Genomic DNA, 17,694 nt, shown 5'->3' with positions numbered 1-17,694 from the left:
TATGTCGTTGCAGTTGTTATTTGAGTGCCTTTCAGAAGAAATACCATCGAGAATGCAGAATGTAGCTGCAACTCAAGTTAAGAGCTGTATTGCCAATGTTTTTAACAAAAATAATGTAAAATTTACATCAATGGAGGTTTTTGTAACGGCACGTCGCATTACCCTATTTGTTGACAACATAAATGCTTTGGAGCTAAAGGATTCCAATAACGAAGTTAAGGGACCAAACATTAACGCACCAAAAAGTGCTATCGAAGGTTTTTTAAGAAAATATCAGAAAAATGAAGAAGATTTGCTCGTTCGAAAAGTAAATAATGAGGATTTTTACTTCATTAAAAGAGAAAGCTGCTCATTTAACATCAGAGAATTCCTCAAAAATCAACTGGAGGAAATGCTCAAAAACTTTTCTTGGTTGAAGAGCATGAGATGGGGCGAAGGAAAAGAAAGGTGGGTTAGGCCAATTAAAAACATTTTATGCATTTTAAATGACGAAATAATACCTGTGTCTTTTGCAGGGATCACAGCATCTAACACAACATATGGCCATCGATTTCTCTCAAGTGATGCGACGTTAACTATTAAAGCACCTAAAGACTATTTTGAATTGCTAGAAAAAAACAGCGTAATTCTCCAGCTGGACAAAAGAAAGCAATTTATACTAGATCAGATTAATAAATTCACAAAAGAGCAGAATTTACAACTTGAGAAAAATGATTATTTACTAAATGAATTGACAGGGCTTATAGAGTGGCCAATCGTACTGTTTGGTGAAGTGAATCAAGAAAAGTCATTTGGATTACCGAAGGAAGTAATTCTTAGTATAATTAATACGCAGCAAAAATATCTTGCTTTAAGTAATGGAAAGAGAATTTCACACTTTGTCACTGTTGTCAACGTCAACAATGGTGAAGTTGTTAAAGGACACGAAAGAATATTAGAAGCACGTCTTGCTGATGCACAATTTTTGATATCTCAGGACAAAAAGGAAGATCTGGATCATTATGTCAAAAAATTGGGTTCGATATTATTTCATGCTTTTCTTGGCAGCGTGGGGGAAAAGGTGAAGCGTATTACGTCTCTGTCAAAGTATATAGCTATATTTATTCCACATGCTTCGCTGATAAAAGTTGAACGTGCTGCATATTTGGCAAAAGCTGATTTGGCAACATCGATAGTAAGAGAGTTTCCAGAATTACAAGGAGTAATGGGTGGATATTATGCTTCTTATTTTCAAGAAGATAGAGAAATAGTGGAAGCTATAACTGAACACTATAAGCCAATCGGGCCAGAGCAGGAGTGTCCTAAATCCCCTTCAGCAATTGCTGTGTCAATTGCAGACAAAGTGGATAGCTTAGTTGGTTTAATTGCAGCAGGTGAGAAAATCTCTGGTTCGTATGATCAGTTTGGTTTGCGGAGAATGACAATTAGTATAATTAGAACAATACTTGAAAATAATTTGCATATTCCAATTAGGCTATTGATAGATAAGTCAGTATCTTTATATTCAAGGCTTCTATTTAATGAAAATACAACGTCAGTTGATAAGCCAAATAGAAAACAAATTTCAGAACTAGTATTTAGATTCTGCTTAGAAAGATTCAAGGTTATTTTAAAAAATAGAGATATAAGGCAAGATGTCGTAGATTCAATACTATATAAAATCGATATTAATGATCTGCTGACAGCAGAAAAGCAAACTGTTATATTGGATCGTTATCTTAGTACGCCAGAAGGTGAACAGATTCTAAGCACTTACAAAAGAGTCAGTAACATGATGAGCAAAGTAAGGAAAAGTGATGGCACTACTTATAGTGCATCTTACGGTAAGAGATTTTTGATTGAAAATGAAGAAATTGCGCTATCAAATTGTGCTATAACTGCTTGTAAAAACATAAAACAAGCGATAAAAAATAACCACTTTAATGCAGCGCTTGATGAACTTGCTGGTTTTGCTCCGTTTATCAATCAGTTTATGGACAGTGTAAAGATTAACTGTGATTCTGATAAGCTGAGAAGAAACAGATTATCTTTGCTTGAAAATGTAGTTTCCGTCTTTCATTTAGTAGCAGATTTTAACCTCATACAAGTCAAGTAATGGATAAATGTTCAAGCAATATAAAGAACAGATAAAATTATCTCCGCAGTCTTGTGGTGTGTATAAGATGATTGGAGATAAGGATAAAGTTTTATACATTGGTAAAGCAAAAAACTTGAAATCGAGATTATCTGACTACCTTCAATTCGAAAACCTTTCTGAACGAATTAGAGTTATGCTCTCACAGGTTGTTAAGGTTGAAATATTCATCACTGAGAATGAAATCGAAGCACTGCTTCTTGAAGCACAGTTAATAAAATCATTGAAACCACTTTATAATATTGTGCTCAAGGATGGAAAATTTTATCCTTATATAACAATTTCCAAGCACGATTATCCAAGAATAGCAAAATATAGAGGCAAATTTAAGAAGAATGAGTTTCATTATTATGGTCCCTTTACATCTGCCGCTGCTGTTAAGCAAACTATATTGTCATTGCAAAAAGCTTTTCTCCTAAGAGTATGTTCAGATCAATACTTTTCCTCAACAAAAAGACCATGTATTGAATATCAAATTAAGCGCTGCTCAGCACCATGCATAAACAAAATCACAAAAGACGACTACTGCCAATCAGTAAAACAGGCACGAAATACATTGCTTGGAAGAAATAAGGAAGTGAAAGAACAGTTACTTTTCACAATGAGAAAGTGCAGCAGTGAAGAAAACTATGAGCTTGCTGCTATATATAGAGATCGGGTAAAGTTTCTTGAGCAAATTCAAATACAGCACACGGATTTTTCTTTTGAAAAAGATGCAGATTTCTTCAGTATTGTACGTGAAGAGGATCTAGCATGTATTAGTGTGTTATCGTTCAGAAATAAAGACAACTACGGCAGCACTCCTTACTTTGCCGAGAACTGTGGTGATCACTCAAATGATGAAATTTTATCCACCTTTTTGGTCAATTTTTATAATTCAGCTAACATACCTCCAATACAAATTTACGTTCCAGATTCTATTGTGGATAAGGAAATTATAGAACAAGCACTATATAAGGTTGCTCAAAAGCCAGTAAAAGTTCTGCATGCAAAGAATAAAAAAGAGCGTGATTTATTGAAATTTGTTTATGATAACTCTCAGCATAGCTTAGAGCAGAAGCTTATCGATTATAGAAATAACCTAGAAAAGCTTGAGGAGCTTAGCAAAATCTTCTTGTTACCAAACATTCCAAAGCGTATTGAGGTTTATGACAATAGCCATATATTTGGAAATCAACAAATTGGTGTAATGGTTGTTGCAGGGCAGGAGGGTTTTTTAAAAAGTGAGTACAGAAAATTTACTATAAAGGAAAAATTTTCAGGCGATGACTATAAAATGATGAGGGAAGTGCTAACCAGACGTTTCTCCGGCAATATAAAAGGCATAATACCTGATTTTTTACTGATTGATGGTGGACCAGGACATGTTTCCATAGTACAGAATGTACTGGAAGTATTGAATATAAACGTTCCTTTTGCTTGTATGGCAAAAGGTCCTGATCGTAACGCAGGAAATGAAACATTTTATATGCTGGGCAGGGAAGAATTCAGTCTGGCAAATGACAGCAAAGTCATGCTTTACTTACAATTGCTGCGTAATGAAGCCCACCGTTTTGCGATAACTTCACATAGAAAAAAACGCGATAAACAGTTTATAGTTTCACAATTAAGCAAAATACCCGGCATTGGCAACAAAAGGAAAAAGGCGTTGATGTCTTATTTTGGTTCAGTGAAAAATATAAGCAAAGCTTCTCTGGCTGAAATTCAAAACGTACATGGAATTAGTAAAGGTTTAGCAGAAGTCATTCTTAAATACGTGAATTATAAGAGAGGAGTGCTCTTAACCTGACACATATGGCTTTTTGAATACTCCTAATGAACATATTTATAAATAAATATTTACTCTTCTTTTTTATTGTTTTTGGGTTTTTCTTGATCAACCATTTCTCCACCGATCTCTTTTATTTTTAGTATCAACGACTCTGGTACATACATGTCAATTACTTCTTCTGCTGTCACAAATAAAGCCTGATAAGAGTGTGAATTTATTATCCAATTAGGCAATATGTCTTCTGCTTTTATTTCAGAATGTTCCTCTTTTTTGCCATATTCTTTTTTGTCATATACTGTGTAGCAATATAAGTGCACAGCAAAAAATAATACATAAGAGAGCAATATTCCTTTAAGCACTCCGAGAAAGATTCCAGTAACTCTATCGATAAACCCCAACCTTATGGGTGATAATATGTACATTAGCCAGTTGTTTATTATCATGAATATAAGATTAAGTATAATAAATACAGAGATTGTAGAAAGTATGTTTAGTATAACTTTAGAATCAAAATATTTACTATAATTTGGAGTGAAAAAATCATAGTGATTAGCTGTCAGAAAAATTGATAAAAATAGAAACATCAATGCGCATAGCTCTTTTATAAAACCTCTAGTTACCGAGATTATTACGCATAGAACAACAATGAAGATAATTAGGCTATCGAAAAGCATATTTTATATCTATATGGTTTTCAAGATATAATAGTTGTAAATAACAAGGTTGTAAAATTAATTGTATTTATGCTGCATCAATTGATCTAAATACCTAGCGATCATGTCAATTTCTAAATTCAGATAATCATTTATTTTGTTGTACTGAAAAGTTGTATTTTCCCATGTATAGGGAATTATATTTACTATAAATTCCTGATTAATAACTGAATTCACTGTAAGGGAAACCCCGTCTAGTGTAACGGAGCCTTTTTTTGCAACAAATTTAATTAATTCTTGTGGGCACGATAGTTTGATTTCATGAGAATCTAAATTTCGCTCAATTGTTAAAATTTTTACTATCCCATCAACATGACCCTGAACCAAGTGGCCATCGATTCTGTCGCTTAGCCGCATTGCTTGTTCTAGGTTTATTTTTTTTCCTATTCTCCACGTATTTAAGTTAGCAACCTTCATAGTTTCTTGAGACACTTGAACTGTGAATACATCGTTCAGTATGTTCACAACAGTTAAACATACACCAGAGCAAGCTATTGAATCTCCTTTGTTTATAGAGGGTAAATTTTGTGTTTTGATATGGAAAATTTGATCAGAGTTGGAGTGAGTGGTAGTATCAGTTATAGTCCCGATATCCGTGATAATTCCTTTAAACATATGGTGAAAATAAATAATTTTACCATGAAAATTTTTTTACAACAACTTACTTCTATTTTGTTATAGCTAAAGTAATTCTGGTTTACCAACGATTTAAAAAATGACAAATTCGTCATTCCGCTGCTTGCTAGTGGGATCTATGTGAGATACCGTGACGGTATGACGTAGGACTGCTGTCATCCCGCTGCTTGTTAGCGGGATCTATCCGCGGCGGTATGACGTAGGAAAACTGAGCCTGCAATAGCTATAGGCGCGAGAAAGGGGATCGTTTTCACTTACTTGCTTAACAGATTCTATAGAATATTCAGAATATATAAAGTAAGCTAAACTCAAAACACATAATGTAATCAATGTCGGTAACCCTATGTTCAATGCTAACCCAATATTTTCTCTTTTTTCTGGTGGCACTAATTCTTTTAACATTGACACTTTTCCTAATGGAAAATGCCATAAGCAAAGTGTTGATGCAGATGCTACTATTATAAATAGACAAAAATAAGCCTTTTTTGAGGAAAATACAGTTTTTAACGGTGATTTGAGTGTAATGTTAGTAGGTGGTAGAGTTTTAGCTTCATTTGTTGCTGGTGAAGGATCTTTAGATTTATTTATTGGTAAAGGGTTTGTAGATTTATGAGGAGTATTTTCATGTTGCGTAGGAGGTTGTTGTATATAAACACCTGAAACTAATTTGAGCAATTGCTCTTTTTTTTTATATACTTGCTTATGTAAATACTCTTTTGGAAAAGAAGACTTGCCAGCTGGTTGTGGTATTTCTAGTATTTCTAATACTTCTGATATCTCACCTGACTCCAATATTTCATGTAATTGTTTATCTTGAAAATAAACAATATTGAATATTGAGTTAAAAACATTGCGAAATGTTTCTGGATCTTGATTTTTGTATCCATTCATCACTTCAATAAATATTTCATCGAGTTTTTTTCCCCTGCGCTCAATCTGGTTATCTAACATAGCTACTCTAGCATCATTTTGTGCTTGTTTTATGGCTAATTGTTTTTCTTTCTCTGATAGTTCTTTGGTCTGCTTTTTTGACTTCTTTTTTCTGTTAGCCTTAAAATACTCTGTGTGCGAAGTAGTTTGACCTACATTCTGTTCTGCTCCTTGAGGTATTGGATTTCCTATACTACTTGTCATCCAAGTAGCTGACACTGGGGTCCATTTTTCTTTTTTTTTCTGGATTCCAGCGTCAAGCGCTGGAATGACACCAAATGGTATATTGTTGCTCTGTATAGAAGGTTTTGGTGTTCTTAAAAGGGATAACCTTATTACATCATTAAAAAAATTGGATAAGGGAAGGAAGATTCTATATTTTGGTATATTAGCTTTTATTGCAGCAGTAACCACTGGAGCTTTACAATTTACTTTGCTTGCTACGTTAAAGCCAAACGAGCCTGTAAATGGTACAATTTGTCTATTTTGTGCGTTTTTTTGCTTAGTTTCACTCTGTTCTTGTCTGTCTTTATTTTCTGCTTCTTTTACTTGTAGTGTAACTTGACTCTGTTCCTCATTTTCAGTTTTTTCTGCATGTTTTAGCCTTTCATTTAAAAATGACCCTATTTGGTGCAAATTATCTAAGTTAATGTCTTTAACATTTGTTTGTAGTATGATTGTTATTCCTTGCAGAAGGATTTGAGGCGGAGCATTATTTACGAATTCTTCTACAGTTTTATCACTACTAGTTTTACAGTAGTTATTATATAATTCACTGCTTTCTTTTGGTACTTTTATGTTGACTGTAAAATTTTTTTCCCGAGAAAGGCAGATTTTAAAAAAATCAATTAAAGATTTTATTTGAAATGGTCTTGTATTAAAGGTGTCTTTACCTGTTGCTGTTAGCTCAAATGAAAATTCTTGTATATTACTTTCAATACTTCTCGAGCGAATGGTACTGATCTTAATTATTTTGCTAGAAAATGCTTTACTTATGTTTTTGGATCTTTCCTTAAAGAACTTAGGTAAATCCTCTATTTTGTACTTATTATCAGTTTCAGTGTCACTGTTGTGCATGGTTGATACAGCAAATTCATCAACGCAAAGGTAAATAAAAAAAACTAATTGGTCAATAAATTAATAATCAAAATGGGACAGTTTTTAGATTGTTGATGCTATTCAAGATTTTACTATAATTAAAGTTTAAGCCAGCGTTTCTAAGATGAATAAAGAGCTACTGAATGAAATACCTTCACTTGAAGATAAAGCGGTCTCTGAAATTGAGAATGCTTCTTCTTTACAAGATTTAGAAAAAGTCAGGCTATCATATTTGGGAAAAAAGGGTGTAATTAAAGCTTATTTTGACAACTTAAAAGAGATAGAAGACGCAGGAAAAAAGCGCAATTTAGGCGAAGTTATCAACGTTTTACGTAATAAGCTAGATCAGCTTATAATGAATAAGGAAAATGCACTAAAAGCCGAAGAAGTTAACTTTAAATTGCAGAACGAGGCGGTTGATATCACGTTGCCCGTTAGACCAGAAAAAATGGGCAAGGTCCATCCACTCAGTAAGGTTCTAAATGAAGTAAAGCTTATTTTTGCACATATGGGTTTTAAAGCAGTTGATGGCCCTGACATTGAAGATGAATTTCATGTATTTGATGCACTGAATACTCCAAGTCACCACCCTGCGCGGGAGGAGCAAGATACCTTCTACTTAAAGAATAAAATAAACGACAAAAGAATGGTGCTGCGCACTCATACCTCATCTGTGGAGATCAGAACTATGGAAAAAGCGAAAACTTTTCCGATTAAAATCGTATCTCCTGGTAGAGTATACAGAAACGACTTTGATGTAACTCACACCCCTATGTTCCATCAAATAGAGGGGTTATATGTCAATGAGAATGTCAATATGGGCCAGTTAAAATTTACTATTCATCACTTCCTTAATAAGTTTTTTGGAGATAAAGGGCTGAAGATACGTTTTCGTAATAGTTTTTTCCCTTTTACCGAGCCTTCTGCAGAAGTGGACATAAGTTATAAAGGTAGTAAATGGATAGAAGTACTGGGATGCGGTATGACGCATCCAAATGTATTTCAAAATGTTGGAATAGATCACACTAAATACAGCGGTTTTGCGTTTGGCATTGGTATAGAAAGGCTTGCAATGCTAAAATATCAAATTAGCGACTTAAGGAGCTTTTATGACAACAAAATCAGATGGCTTGATCATTACGGTTTTCATTTTTCATCTTTAAGATAAGTGATAAGTAAAACTCATACGTTCGTTATACTTGCTGCAGGGCATGGCAGGCGGATGAATTCAGATTTGCCTAAGGTCCTACACAAAATAGGCAGTTTTTCCATGCTCCAGCATGTCATTTACAATGCAAAACAGTTAAATCCTGAAAATATTGCTGTTGTAGTTGATCTGCCTTTAATTGAAAGACTAAAGTGCTTTAAGGATATACAGTTAATTACACAAGAATTAACACTTGGCACGGGAGATGCAGTCAAAACTGCGATGAGAAACCTGAAAGAATTGCCAGATTCGAGAATAATTATTGTGCAGTATGGAGATACCCCACTCATAAAAAGCAGCACAATAACTAAAATGGTTAGTTGCTTAGAAGGCAAGGCTCTAGTTTGCCTAGGTTTTAGGACAAGCAATAAAGAATACGGTAGGTTAATTATTGAGAATGGTTCCTTAAGAGAAATCGTAGAAGCAAAGAGTGATAAAAATAATCATGAAGAGTTTCTTGCAAATGCTGGAATAATGGTTGCATGTGCAAAGAATTTACGTGAATTGGTGGAGAAAATAGAGTGCAATAGCTCAACTCATGAATATTATTTGACCGATATAGTTTCCATTGCAGTGAAGAGTAATTTAAATGTCGGTTACGTTATTACCGGTGGAGAAGAGGCAACGGGAATAAATAACAGAAATGACCTTATAAAAGCTGAATTTTACTTTCAAGAAAACAAAAGAAAATTTTTTACCAACTCTGGAGTAACGCTTGTTGCTCCAGAGACTGTTTTCTTTTCTCTTGATACGCAAATTGCCAGAGATTCAGTTATTTACCCATATGTTTTTTTCGGTACTGGAGTGAAAATAAAGTCTGGTGCGAAAATACTGCCATTTTCGCATTTAAAAAACTGCTTAATTAAAAGTAATGCTGAGGTCGGTCCATTTACCAGAATACGCGGAAACACAACAATTGGTAATAAGGCAAAAATAGGAAATTTTGTGGAAGTGAAAACAAGTGAAGTTGGTCAAAACACTAGAATAAAACACTTAAGTTATATAGGAAATGCTAAAGTAGGGCAGAGGAGTAATATAGGAGCAGGTACTATTGTTTGTAATTATGATGGGAAAAAGAAACATAAAACGAACATAGGAAGCAATTGCTTTATTGGTGCCAATAGCTCACTCATTGCACCGCTTAATGTTCATGATGACTCTGTAATTGCGGCAGGTAGTGTTATAGTGGAAGATGTACCAGAAAAAAGCCTTGCAATAGCAAGAGAAAAGCAGGTGATTAAGAGAATAAAGTAATTCGCTGTAATTATATTATTTTTAATGCTTATATTTGTATACATGCGTATATCAATATTTGGAGGGTAAAAATGAAAAAATTACTTACCTTAGTAGCTATATTGCCTGCTGTTTCTTTGTCAGTACCATGTTTTGGAGTTGATTGGGTTAGAGATAGGATCTATACTTCTTCGTCATACAGTTCTGGCAATTTTAGTCATAGTATCGGTTATCACTACACAAACAGCGTAAAAATTTCAGTTGAGCCTATGATTTCAGTTGCAAATATTTTTAAATACAGACTGCAAGGAGGAATTTTAGCAAATTTACGTTATCATTACGAGTTTACAAACACGGATATCACTCCGTATGTCAATGTTGGTATAGGTGCTGCTATCGATTTTATTGGACAGTCAAAGTTTGGTTTCTCATATAAAATAAGCTCTGGTCTTGATTTTCCGCTTTCTTCAAGGACAAGTGCTTTTGCTGGTTATAGTCTATTGAAAGCATTTGAAGATTATAATCATGGATTTGAGCTTGGAATAAATTATAACTTATAAAACCCCAGCTGAATAGCAACAGGTTGTACTTTTTTCAAATTGAAGCTGAATTTTTGCTAGATAATTAATAAGCCATATTATGGAGTTTTAATTAGAGACCTACCGCAAAAGCAAAGTGAGGGAGATTAAAAATGATCAAGTTTTGCTTCTGTTCAAAACAAGATTTTTTGAGAATTAATTATTGTCTGAGAAAAAGCAGATAACAAGGTGAAAAAAGATAGAAGTATTTAAGTAGCTCAGAAGGAGCATTAAGTCATGTTTTTTATTTATATTGACAGCATATATGACATCGTTTACGATTAAAGTTAATAACAATAATTTATATTTATCATGTTTGCAGTAATTGAGACTGGTGGAAAACAATATTTAGTAAAAGAAGGCAGTATAATAAAAGTAGAGAAGTTAGAAGTTGAAGAAAAAAAAGAGGTAGAAATCAATAAGGTGATTTGTATTTCAAATAATGGCTTATCTTATTCATCTAATGCTACTGTTAAAGCTGAAGTATTGGAGCAGTGTAGAGGAGAAAAAATTATAATCTTTAAGAAGAAAAGAAGAAAAAATTACCGTAGAAAGACTGGTCATAGGCAGTATATAACTGTTCTTCGTATCAATGAAATTAATCTTCAAAAGTAAGAGGTAAGATATGGCAACTAAAAAATCAGGTGGTAGTTCCTGTAATGGTAGAGATTCAGCAGGTCGTAGGTTAGGAATAAAGAAGAATGGGAAGGTTATTCCTGGTAACATAATTGTGCTCCAAAGAGGCACAAAATTCCATCCTGGGAAGAATGTTGGTATAGGTAAAGATCATACGATTTTTGCCAAAGTAGAAGGCTGGGTCAGCTTTAGAAGGTCAGCAAATAAAAAGACTTTTATTGATATCTTGCCTACAGATAATATGAAAGCTTCAGCTTGAATAAATCAGGGGTCTGTAGCTCAGGTGGTTAGAGCGCACGCCTGATAAGCGTGAGGTCGGAGGTTCAACTCTTCCCAGGCCCACCATTTAGTAATTACTAACTGTGTTTTTATAGCGGTTTTGGTATTGTATAAGCAGAAACCTAAAGCATGAGTTTATATAAAAATTTAGTAACCAGTGAGTCAGTGGCGGCTGGTCATCCAGATAAAGTAGCAGATCAAATTTCAGATGCAATACTTGATGAATACCTTTTCACTGATCCTTTTGCGCGAGCTGCAATAGAGACTTTAGTCACCAAAGATAACGTTATTATAGCTGGGGAAGTATTCGGACCTAACATCAAAAATAGCAGGATTGAAAGTATTGTACGGAATACAATAAAAGATATTGGTTATGAGCATGATGGTTTCCACTGGAGAAAAGTGAAGGTAAATATACTGCTGCATGAGCAATCAAATGACATTGCAATAGGGTTGGATCAAGGTGCTGGCGATCAGGGCATAATGTATGGCTATGCAACAACAGAGACAGAAAACCTTATGCCAGCACCCATTTTTTATGCACACTCGATTCTGAAAAATATCATGAGCGCAGTTAAAGAAGCAAAGCTTGGTCCGGATGCAAAATCACAAATCACTTTGGCATATGAGAATAACCTCCCGGTACGTGCTGAAAGTATCATTGTCTCAATACAGCACCCTGAGGATTTGGATCAATCAAAAGTAAAAGAAATAATTTATCCTTACATAGTTTCATCTTTACCTAAAGGGTGGATATGTCCTGAGGAAAATCTCTTAGTCAATCCAACTGGTAGATTTGTTATTGGTGGACCGGTTAGTGATTGTGGATTAACCGGACGAAAAATTATGGTTGATACCTATGGAGGTTATATTCCACACGGTGGAGGGGCATTTTCCGGAAAAGATGCAACCAAAGTTGATAGATCTGCAGCTTATATGGCAAGATACCTTGCTAAAAATATTGTCTTTGCAGGTTTAGCTGAACGTTGTCTTGTGCAGCTTTCTTATGCAATTGGTGTATCAAAACCTACTTCATTCTATATTGATACATTTGGTACGAATGCGGTGGAGGAAAGAGTAATTAAAGAGTTTATCGAGAATAGTATAGATTTATCAACAAAAGGCATAATCAAGCATTTATCGCTTAATCGCCCTATATATAAACGTACAGCCTGTTATGGACATTTTGGTAAAGAGTCAGAAAATGACGGTGGATTTTCTTGGGAAAGCATGAACTTGTCTGCTGATCTTTGTAGAGAATTCAATATAGAAGGTAATAGTAAAATTTCTTTAGATTGCTAAAATTTTTGATTTACAGCCTCATATTTATATACTAGCTTATTGTTGAAGTATAATTGCTTTTTCATAATAATTATACTATATTAGTGATAATTATTATATTCAGTTTTTATTATGAGGCTCATAAAGTGTATAACGAAATAGAAGGAGAACTGTACAACGTAATTGTAAAAGAGCTTTCCGATCTTATTGATAGGATGAAAGAACATCCTTTTTATGTTGAATTGATGAATGGTACTTTAGATTATAAAAGATTTAAATTTTACCTTCAGCAGGATTTTCTAGGTTCTGTAGATTGTGCTCGTGCTCATTTAGTTGTTGCAGCTAAAGTTAATGATGTTGAAACAATAAGTAGGTTAATTGATATAGCAAAAGGAGCATTTGATTTTCGAGAACAATATAAAAAATATTTCGAGGATTGTGATCTATCTGATAATCATAAAAAGTCAAGAGCTTGTTCTGCCTGTGTTGACCTTTTCATGAGTACTGCGTATCACAATTCTGTTACTGAGACCTTAGTATTGTCTTATTCTTCCTTTAATGTATACCAAATTGTTATATGCCATATGGCAAATGAGATAACAACTAAGGGGATTAAAAATAACAAATACAAAAAGTGGATTGATATCTGTAATAGCAAAGGAATGGACGCGGTGGTTGAGGAGGTTAGTGATATTACAAGTAGGCTATACAAAAGAGCTAGTGACTGTGAAAAGGAAAAGATATATGAGCTTTGTAGGAAAGGACTGGAGCTAGAGATAATGTTTTTGGATGAGGCATATTGCTCTAATATACCTCAATAAAAACGCATTAGCACAAGTTGTTTACGTTGGCAGTATTGTAGTGTTCAGTGGTATAATTAAGAGTTGTTATGGATCAAATCTTTTAAAGGATATAATTAAGCATCCTTTTAATGTTGAATTGGAGAATAAAACTCTAAGTATAGAAAGTTTCAGATTCTATATTCAACAAGGTACATTACTCTTGAGTGATTATATTCGTACCGTCTTAATTACTGCATCCAGGGTAGAAGGCTGTAACAATGTTGTTTCACTTATTAGGGTGGCTCGAGGGGCAATTGCTATTGAGAGAATTTTGCATAACCACTACTTTGCTATATATGCTATAAGTCGTGGAGAGAAATCTCTTGAGTGCTTAAATTTTACTAATTTTCTTTTGTCTACCTCATATAGCAACACTTATGAAGCCATAACAGTTTTGTATTCTTATATGTTTATATACAAGACTATCGTTGATAGTATGAAGAATAGATTCAAGAAAAATAATAGATATAAGGATTGGTTTGATTATTATAGCGGTAGTTTTATAGAATCTGGATGCATTATTTTGGAAAATATTGTTGATGAATATTGCAGCAGGGCAAGAGAAAATGAAAAGAGCAGGATGCTTAAGTTATTTAGAATAAGCGCCCAATTCATGTTAGATTTTTTGAATGGTGCATATAATTTTTCAAGATTCAATCAATTTCCTAAGGAACATTGACAATTTTAAGCTAATTTGTATCCTTAGTAAGTATTTTTTAAAATGCTATGAAAAGTAAAGAACATGATTTTCATTTAGTGGACCCAAGTCCTTGGCCAATTGCTATATCAGCAGCAATTCTTATTCTTGCACTTGGATTAGTTGGCGCGCTTCATAAACAAATTTTCGGAATGTTTTGTTTAGTTCTGGGAATCTCCGCAGTATCAGGGGTGCTGTTCTATTGGTGGAGAGATGTAATAAGGGAGGCCATTTATGATAAATGTCATACTACCATTGTAAAACATGGACTCAAATTTGCAATGTACTTATTTATTCTCTCGGAGGTCGTATTTTTTATAGTGTTCTTTTGTTCATTCTTTAAAGCCTGGCTTGATCCAGTTTTTTTATTTGAGGCGTTTTCTCCTGCAAAAAAAGTTGAATGGCCCCCTGAGGGAATTTTGCCACCTGATCCGTGGTCACTACCATTCATGAATACATTAATATTATTGCTTTCTGGTACAACAATTACTTGGGCAAATCACTCTTTACTTGAAAATGATAAAAAGAGCACGATTAAAATGCTGTCCATAACTATATTGCTTGGGGTTTTTTTTATAATAGTGCAAGCAATAGAGTATCATGAAGCGAGTTTTTCTCTACAAGAAACAGGAGAAAAGCTTATTTATACATCCAATTTTTATATGATTACCGGTTTTCACTGCGCACACGTTATAATAGGAATAATATTTTTATCAGTGTGTTTATTTAGAGCGCGGAAAGGCCAGTTTACACCTCAGGACCATTTGTGCTTTGAGTTTGCCTCCTGGTATTGGCACTTTGTAGATGTAGTCTGGATGTTTTTATTTTTGTTTGTCTATTGGTTAAGCGTTTATTAAGTGGTTAAAATAATAGGTCTAGATCCAGGGATAAGCAAGACTGGTTGGGCCATTATCAGCCTGAACGAGAAAAATAATATTGAATTTTTGGGCGGCGGTACCATATCAACTGATGGAAAATTGGGTACAGGTGAACGCTTACATATAATTTTTGAACAATTAAAGAAAGTAATATTTCAATATTCTCCGAATGAAGCTGCAGTAGAAAAAATTTTTGTTAATAAAAATCCTAAATCTTCACTAACTTTAGGATATGCAAGAGGGGTTGTAATTTTAGCGTTAAAAATAACAAAGCTAACTATGAATGAATATGATGCAAACTATGTAAAAAAAAGCATTACCGGAAATGGCCATGCTGATAAGGATCAGATTATATTTATGGTGAAGCAAATAGTTAAAAATTTGAGTATAAAATGTCACCATGCTGCTGATGCTCTTGCTGTAGCAATTTGTCATGCTTATACGAAAGGTTCTTGTTTTGTTGAGTAACTTTTATATGAGATTCAGTTTGAAGATTTCCAGATCTGAAAAAACTATTTGATTGTATTTATTTTGTCTAACGTTCGTTGCAAAATAATACATGCGGAGATTTTATCATCTATTTTTTTTGATTTTGTGATTGATATTCCAGTGATTTTTAGTGTATGAGTTGCGATAGATGTTGAGAAGCTTTCGTCTTGTAAGTATATATGTACTTTATATTTTTTTATTATTTTATTTGCGAATTGGATTATGGTTTTACACCATTTAGTTTCTTGCTCGTCCATTTTTAATGGTAGTCCTATTACCATTGATCCAGCTTCATTTTCTTTGAATATTCTATGCAGATAACCTAAATCTTTGCTCATATTTTTCCTATAATATACACTATGAGCTGTGGCTATAAGCTGTGTTTTATCGCTAAATGCTATACCTATTTGCTTTTCTCCCATGTCAAGGCACATTATGCGCTTATCTTTTGGAATAGACTTTAGAAACTCATCTGGATTTCTATGTAGCATCTATTAGACTTCCTTTAAAGTGACCTTACCCAGAAAAAGTAGAGAGAAAGTCAAGAAAATTTTTTACAAAAAGAATAATGAATCAAATTGCTCAGAAATGCAATAATTAATAGCAGAATGTCTACGCTGTTTAATACACAGCTTCTAATTAAAACTCAACTGTATATTCTCTTCTTTTTGTCATTACTACTCTTTTTGAAAAAACATTTTTATTATAAAAAAACGCCTTTTCTTTCTCTTCACTCTTTCTGGGTAAGGTCATATTTTAATTACTATAGGTTAAAAAGTTAAGACAAAAAATAAAAATGTGGGTTTTGTTTTGACTTTTTATGTTAATTTTGCAGAATATTAAGATTATCATTTAAATAAAATACATGACGAAAGAGGATTGGGAAGCGGTAATTGGGCTTGAGGTGCACGCTCAAGTTTCTTCTAATACGAAGCTATTTTCTAGCTCATCAACGGAGTTTGGTGCTGAGCATAACACTCAAGTTTCTCTAGTTGATGCAGCAATGCCAGGTACGCTGCCAATACTAAATTATTACTGCATAGAGCAAGCAATACGCACCGGTCTTGCAATTTCTGCAGAAATTAATAAGTGTTCTTACTTTGATCGGAAAAATTATTTTTATCCTGATTTACCGCAAGGTTACCAGATAACCCAGTTTTTTGAGCCAATAGTTAAAAATGGTAGAGTATTTATCAACGACAATGAAAAGGAAATAAGAATTGCGAGAATTCATTTAGAGCAAGACGCAGGAAAGAGCGTTCATGAGGAAAGCAAAACTTATGTGGATTTAAATCGTGCAGGGGTTGCTTTAATGGAAATTGTTTCAGAACCAGATCTCCGTTCATCTGCGGAAGCTGCAGAATGCATGAAAAAATTGAGGCAGATTTTGCGTTACATTGGTTCATGTGATGGTGATATGGAAAAGGGATCACTTCGTTGTGATGCAAATGTTTCTGTCCGCCTAAAAGGCAGTAGCACATTTGGCACTCGTTGTGAGATAAAAAATCTGAACTCGATACGTTATATTGTGCAAGCTATAGACTATGAAATACAAAGACAAATTGAAATTTTAGAAGGTGGGGAAGAAATAAGTCAAGATACCTTATTGTTTGACGTTGCTTCGGGAAAAACAAAAGTGATGCGAAACAAAGAAGATGCAAGCGACTATAGATACTTCCCTGAGCCTGATTTATTACCTGTTGAGGTAAGCCAGGAGAAAATTGATTTAATTCAATCATCTTTGCCTGAGTTGCCAGAGCAGAAAAAGCAGCGATACATTGAAAAATTAGGTATCAACGAATACGATGCAAATGTCATTACTTCCGATAAGGCGATTGCTGATTACTTTGAGGAATTGATAAAAAAACATGATTCAAAGCTCGCGGTCACCTGGTTAACTGTAGAGCTTTTCGGTCGTTTAAATAAAGCAAATATTGATATTGTGAGCTCCCCAATCAAAGCAAATGCTTTGTCAGAACTCTTAGATTTTATCGTTGATGGAACGATCTCTGCTAAACTTGGTAAACAAGTTTTTGATATTATGTTTGAAACTGGAAAGCCTGCATCCCTTATTATAGAAGAGCAGGATCTCAAGCAAATAACTGACAAATGTCAAATTTCAGAGGTAATAGATAAAATCATCAATGACAACCAAGATAAAGTTCAAGAATACAAAAGCGGTAAAACAAAATTATATGGTTTCTTTGTTGGTGAAGTCATGAAATTCACCAAGGGAAAAGCCAGCCCTGATGTTGTGAATTCAATTTTGAGTGAAAGATTAAGTAATTAGTC

Annotated in this window: 17 protein-coding genes and 1 tRNA gene; 14 read left to right on the top strand and 4 right to left on the bottom strand. The window is 33.9% G+C overall.

The features are described 5' to 3' along the window. The first annotated feature begins 1 nt into the window (after position 1). On the top strand, positions 2–2,095 hold the full coding sequence (gene glyS, locus ACFZP3_RS00740; RefSeq protein WP_253307314.1) for a glycine--tRNA ligase subunit beta: 2,094 nt from the start codon (positions 2–4) through the stop codon (positions 2,093–2,095). Between the two features lie 7 nt (positions 2,096–2,102). Beyond that, a complete protein-coding gene (uvrC, locus tag ACFZP3_RS00735) occupies positions 2,103–3,923 on the top strand; it encodes an excinuclease ABC subunit UvrC (protein ID WP_253307315.1) in 1,821 nt (606 codons plus the stop codon). 50 nt (positions 3,924–3,973) lie between these two features. On the opposite strand, the gene ACFZP3_RS00730 is transcribed toward uvrC, so the two are convergent. From ACFZP3_RS00730 to ACFZP3_RS00720, 3 genes are all read right to left on the bottom strand, one after another. Beyond that, on the bottom strand, positions 3,974–4,579 hold the full coding sequence (locus ACFZP3_RS00730; protein ID WP_253307316.1) for a CvpA family protein: 606 nt from the start codon (positions 4,577–4,579) through the stop codon (positions 3,974–3,976). A 57-nt stretch (positions 4,580–4,636) separates the two neighbouring features. Next, complete coding sequence (locus tag ACFZP3_RS00725) at positions 4,637–5,233, bottom strand: riboflavin synthase (RefSeq protein ID WP_264687809.1); 597 nt, start codon at positions 5,231–5,233, stop codon at positions 4,637–4,639. Between the two features lie 201 nt (positions 5,234–5,434). Next, on the bottom strand, positions 5,435–7,261 hold the full coding sequence (locus ACFZP3_RS00720) for a hypothetical protein (RefSeq protein WP_386086595.1): 1,827 nt from the start codon (positions 7,259–7,261) through the stop codon (positions 5,435–5,437). A 145-nt stretch (positions 7,262–7,406) separates the two neighbouring features. Here ACFZP3_RS00720 and pheS point away from each other — a divergent pair, with 145 nt between their 5' ends. The 11 genes from pheS to ruvC all read left to right on the top strand — a co-directional run bounded on the left by pheS (position 7,407) and on the right by ruvC (position 15,381). Beyond that, positions 7,407–8,450: a phenylalanine--tRNA ligase subunit alpha gene (gene pheS / locus ACFZP3_RS00715; protein WP_386086593.1), complete on the top strand. Its 1,044-nt coding sequence runs from the start codon at positions 7,407–7,409 to the stop codon at positions 8,448–8,450. Continuing rightward, complete coding sequence (glmU, locus tag ACFZP3_RS00710; RefSeq protein WP_386086591.1) at positions 8,451–9,743, top strand: bifunctional UDP-N-acetylglucosamine diphosphorylase/glucosamine-1-phosphate N-acetyltransferase GlmU; 1,293 nt, start codon at positions 8,451–8,453, stop codon at positions 9,741–9,743. 71 nt (positions 9,744–9,814) lie between these two features. Continuing rightward, on the top strand, positions 9,815–10,282 hold the full coding sequence (locus ACFZP3_RS00705) for a P44/Msp2 family outer membrane protein (protein WP_264687812.1): 468 nt from the start codon (positions 9,815–9,817) through the stop codon (positions 10,280–10,282). Positions 10,283–10,612: 330 nt separating this feature from the next. Next, entirely contained in the window at positions 10,613–10,915 is a 303-nt protein-coding gene (gene rplU, locus ACFZP3_RS00700) for a 50S ribosomal protein L21 (protein ID WP_096617066.1), read from the top strand. A gap of 10 nt (positions 10,916–10,925) precedes the next feature. Continuing rightward, positions 10,926–11,195: a 50S ribosomal protein L27 gene (gene rpmA / locus ACFZP3_RS00695; RefSeq protein ID WP_386086589.1), complete on the top strand. Its 270-nt coding sequence runs from the start codon at positions 10,926–10,928 to the stop codon at positions 11,193–11,195. A gap of 9 nt (positions 11,196–11,204) precedes the next feature. Further along, positions 11,205–11,281 (top strand) — tRNA-Ile (locus tag ACFZP3_RS00690). A gap of 63 nt (positions 11,282–11,344) precedes the next feature. Next, positions 11,345–12,517, top strand: a complete 1,173-nt coding sequence (metK, locus tag ACFZP3_RS00685) for a methionine adenosyltransferase (protein WP_265016733.1) — start codon at positions 11,345–11,347, stop codon at positions 12,515–12,517. Positions 12,518–12,642: 125 nt separating this feature from the next. After that, on the top strand, positions 12,643–13,317 hold the full coding sequence (locus ACFZP3_RS00680; RefSeq protein WP_264687814.1) for a TenA family transcriptional regulator: 675 nt from the start codon (positions 12,643–12,645) through the stop codon (positions 13,315–13,317). Between the two features lie 40 nt (positions 13,318–13,357). Further along, positions 13,358–14,017: a TenA family transcriptional regulator gene (locus tag ACFZP3_RS00675; RefSeq protein ID WP_386086586.1), complete on the top strand. Its 660-nt coding sequence runs from the start codon at positions 13,358–13,360 to the stop codon at positions 14,015–14,017. A gap of 47 nt (positions 14,018–14,064) precedes the next feature. Continuing rightward, positions 14,065–14,892, top strand: a complete 828-nt coding sequence (locus tag ACFZP3_RS00670; RefSeq protein ID WP_265017353.1) for a cytochrome c oxidase subunit 3 — start codon at positions 14,065–14,067, stop codon at positions 14,890–14,892. Further along, positions 14,893–15,381 carry a crossover junction endodeoxyribonuclease RuvC gene (gene ruvC, locus ACFZP3_RS00665; RefSeq protein ID WP_253309367.1) on the top strand — a complete coding sequence of 163 codons (489 nt, stop codon included), beginning with the start codon at positions 14,893–14,895 and terminating at the stop codon, positions 15,379–15,381. Positions 15,382–15,425: 44 nt separating this feature from the next. Here the strand turns inward: ruvC and ruvX are convergent, their stop codons facing one another. After that, positions 15,426–15,893: a Holliday junction resolvase RuvX gene (gene ruvX, locus ACFZP3_RS00660; protein WP_253309368.1), complete on the bottom strand. Its 468-nt coding sequence runs from the start codon at positions 15,891–15,893 to the stop codon at positions 15,426–15,428. Positions 15,894–16,267: 374 nt separating this feature from the next. Between ruvX and gatB the strand changes: the two genes are divergently transcribed. Further along, entirely contained in the window at positions 16,268–17,692 is a 1,425-nt protein-coding gene (gatB, locus tag ACFZP3_RS00655; RefSeq protein WP_264687817.1) for an Asp-tRNA(Asn)/Glu-tRNA(Gln) amidotransferase subunit GatB, read from the top strand. The last annotated feature ends 2 nt before the right edge of the window (positions 17,693–17,694 follow it).

This window comes from Wolbachia endosymbiont (group A) of Norellia spinipes (genome assembly GCF_964273535.1).
The sequence above is the reverse complement of the archived record's forward strand: the minus strand, read 5'-3'. Positions and strand labels throughout refer to the sequence as shown.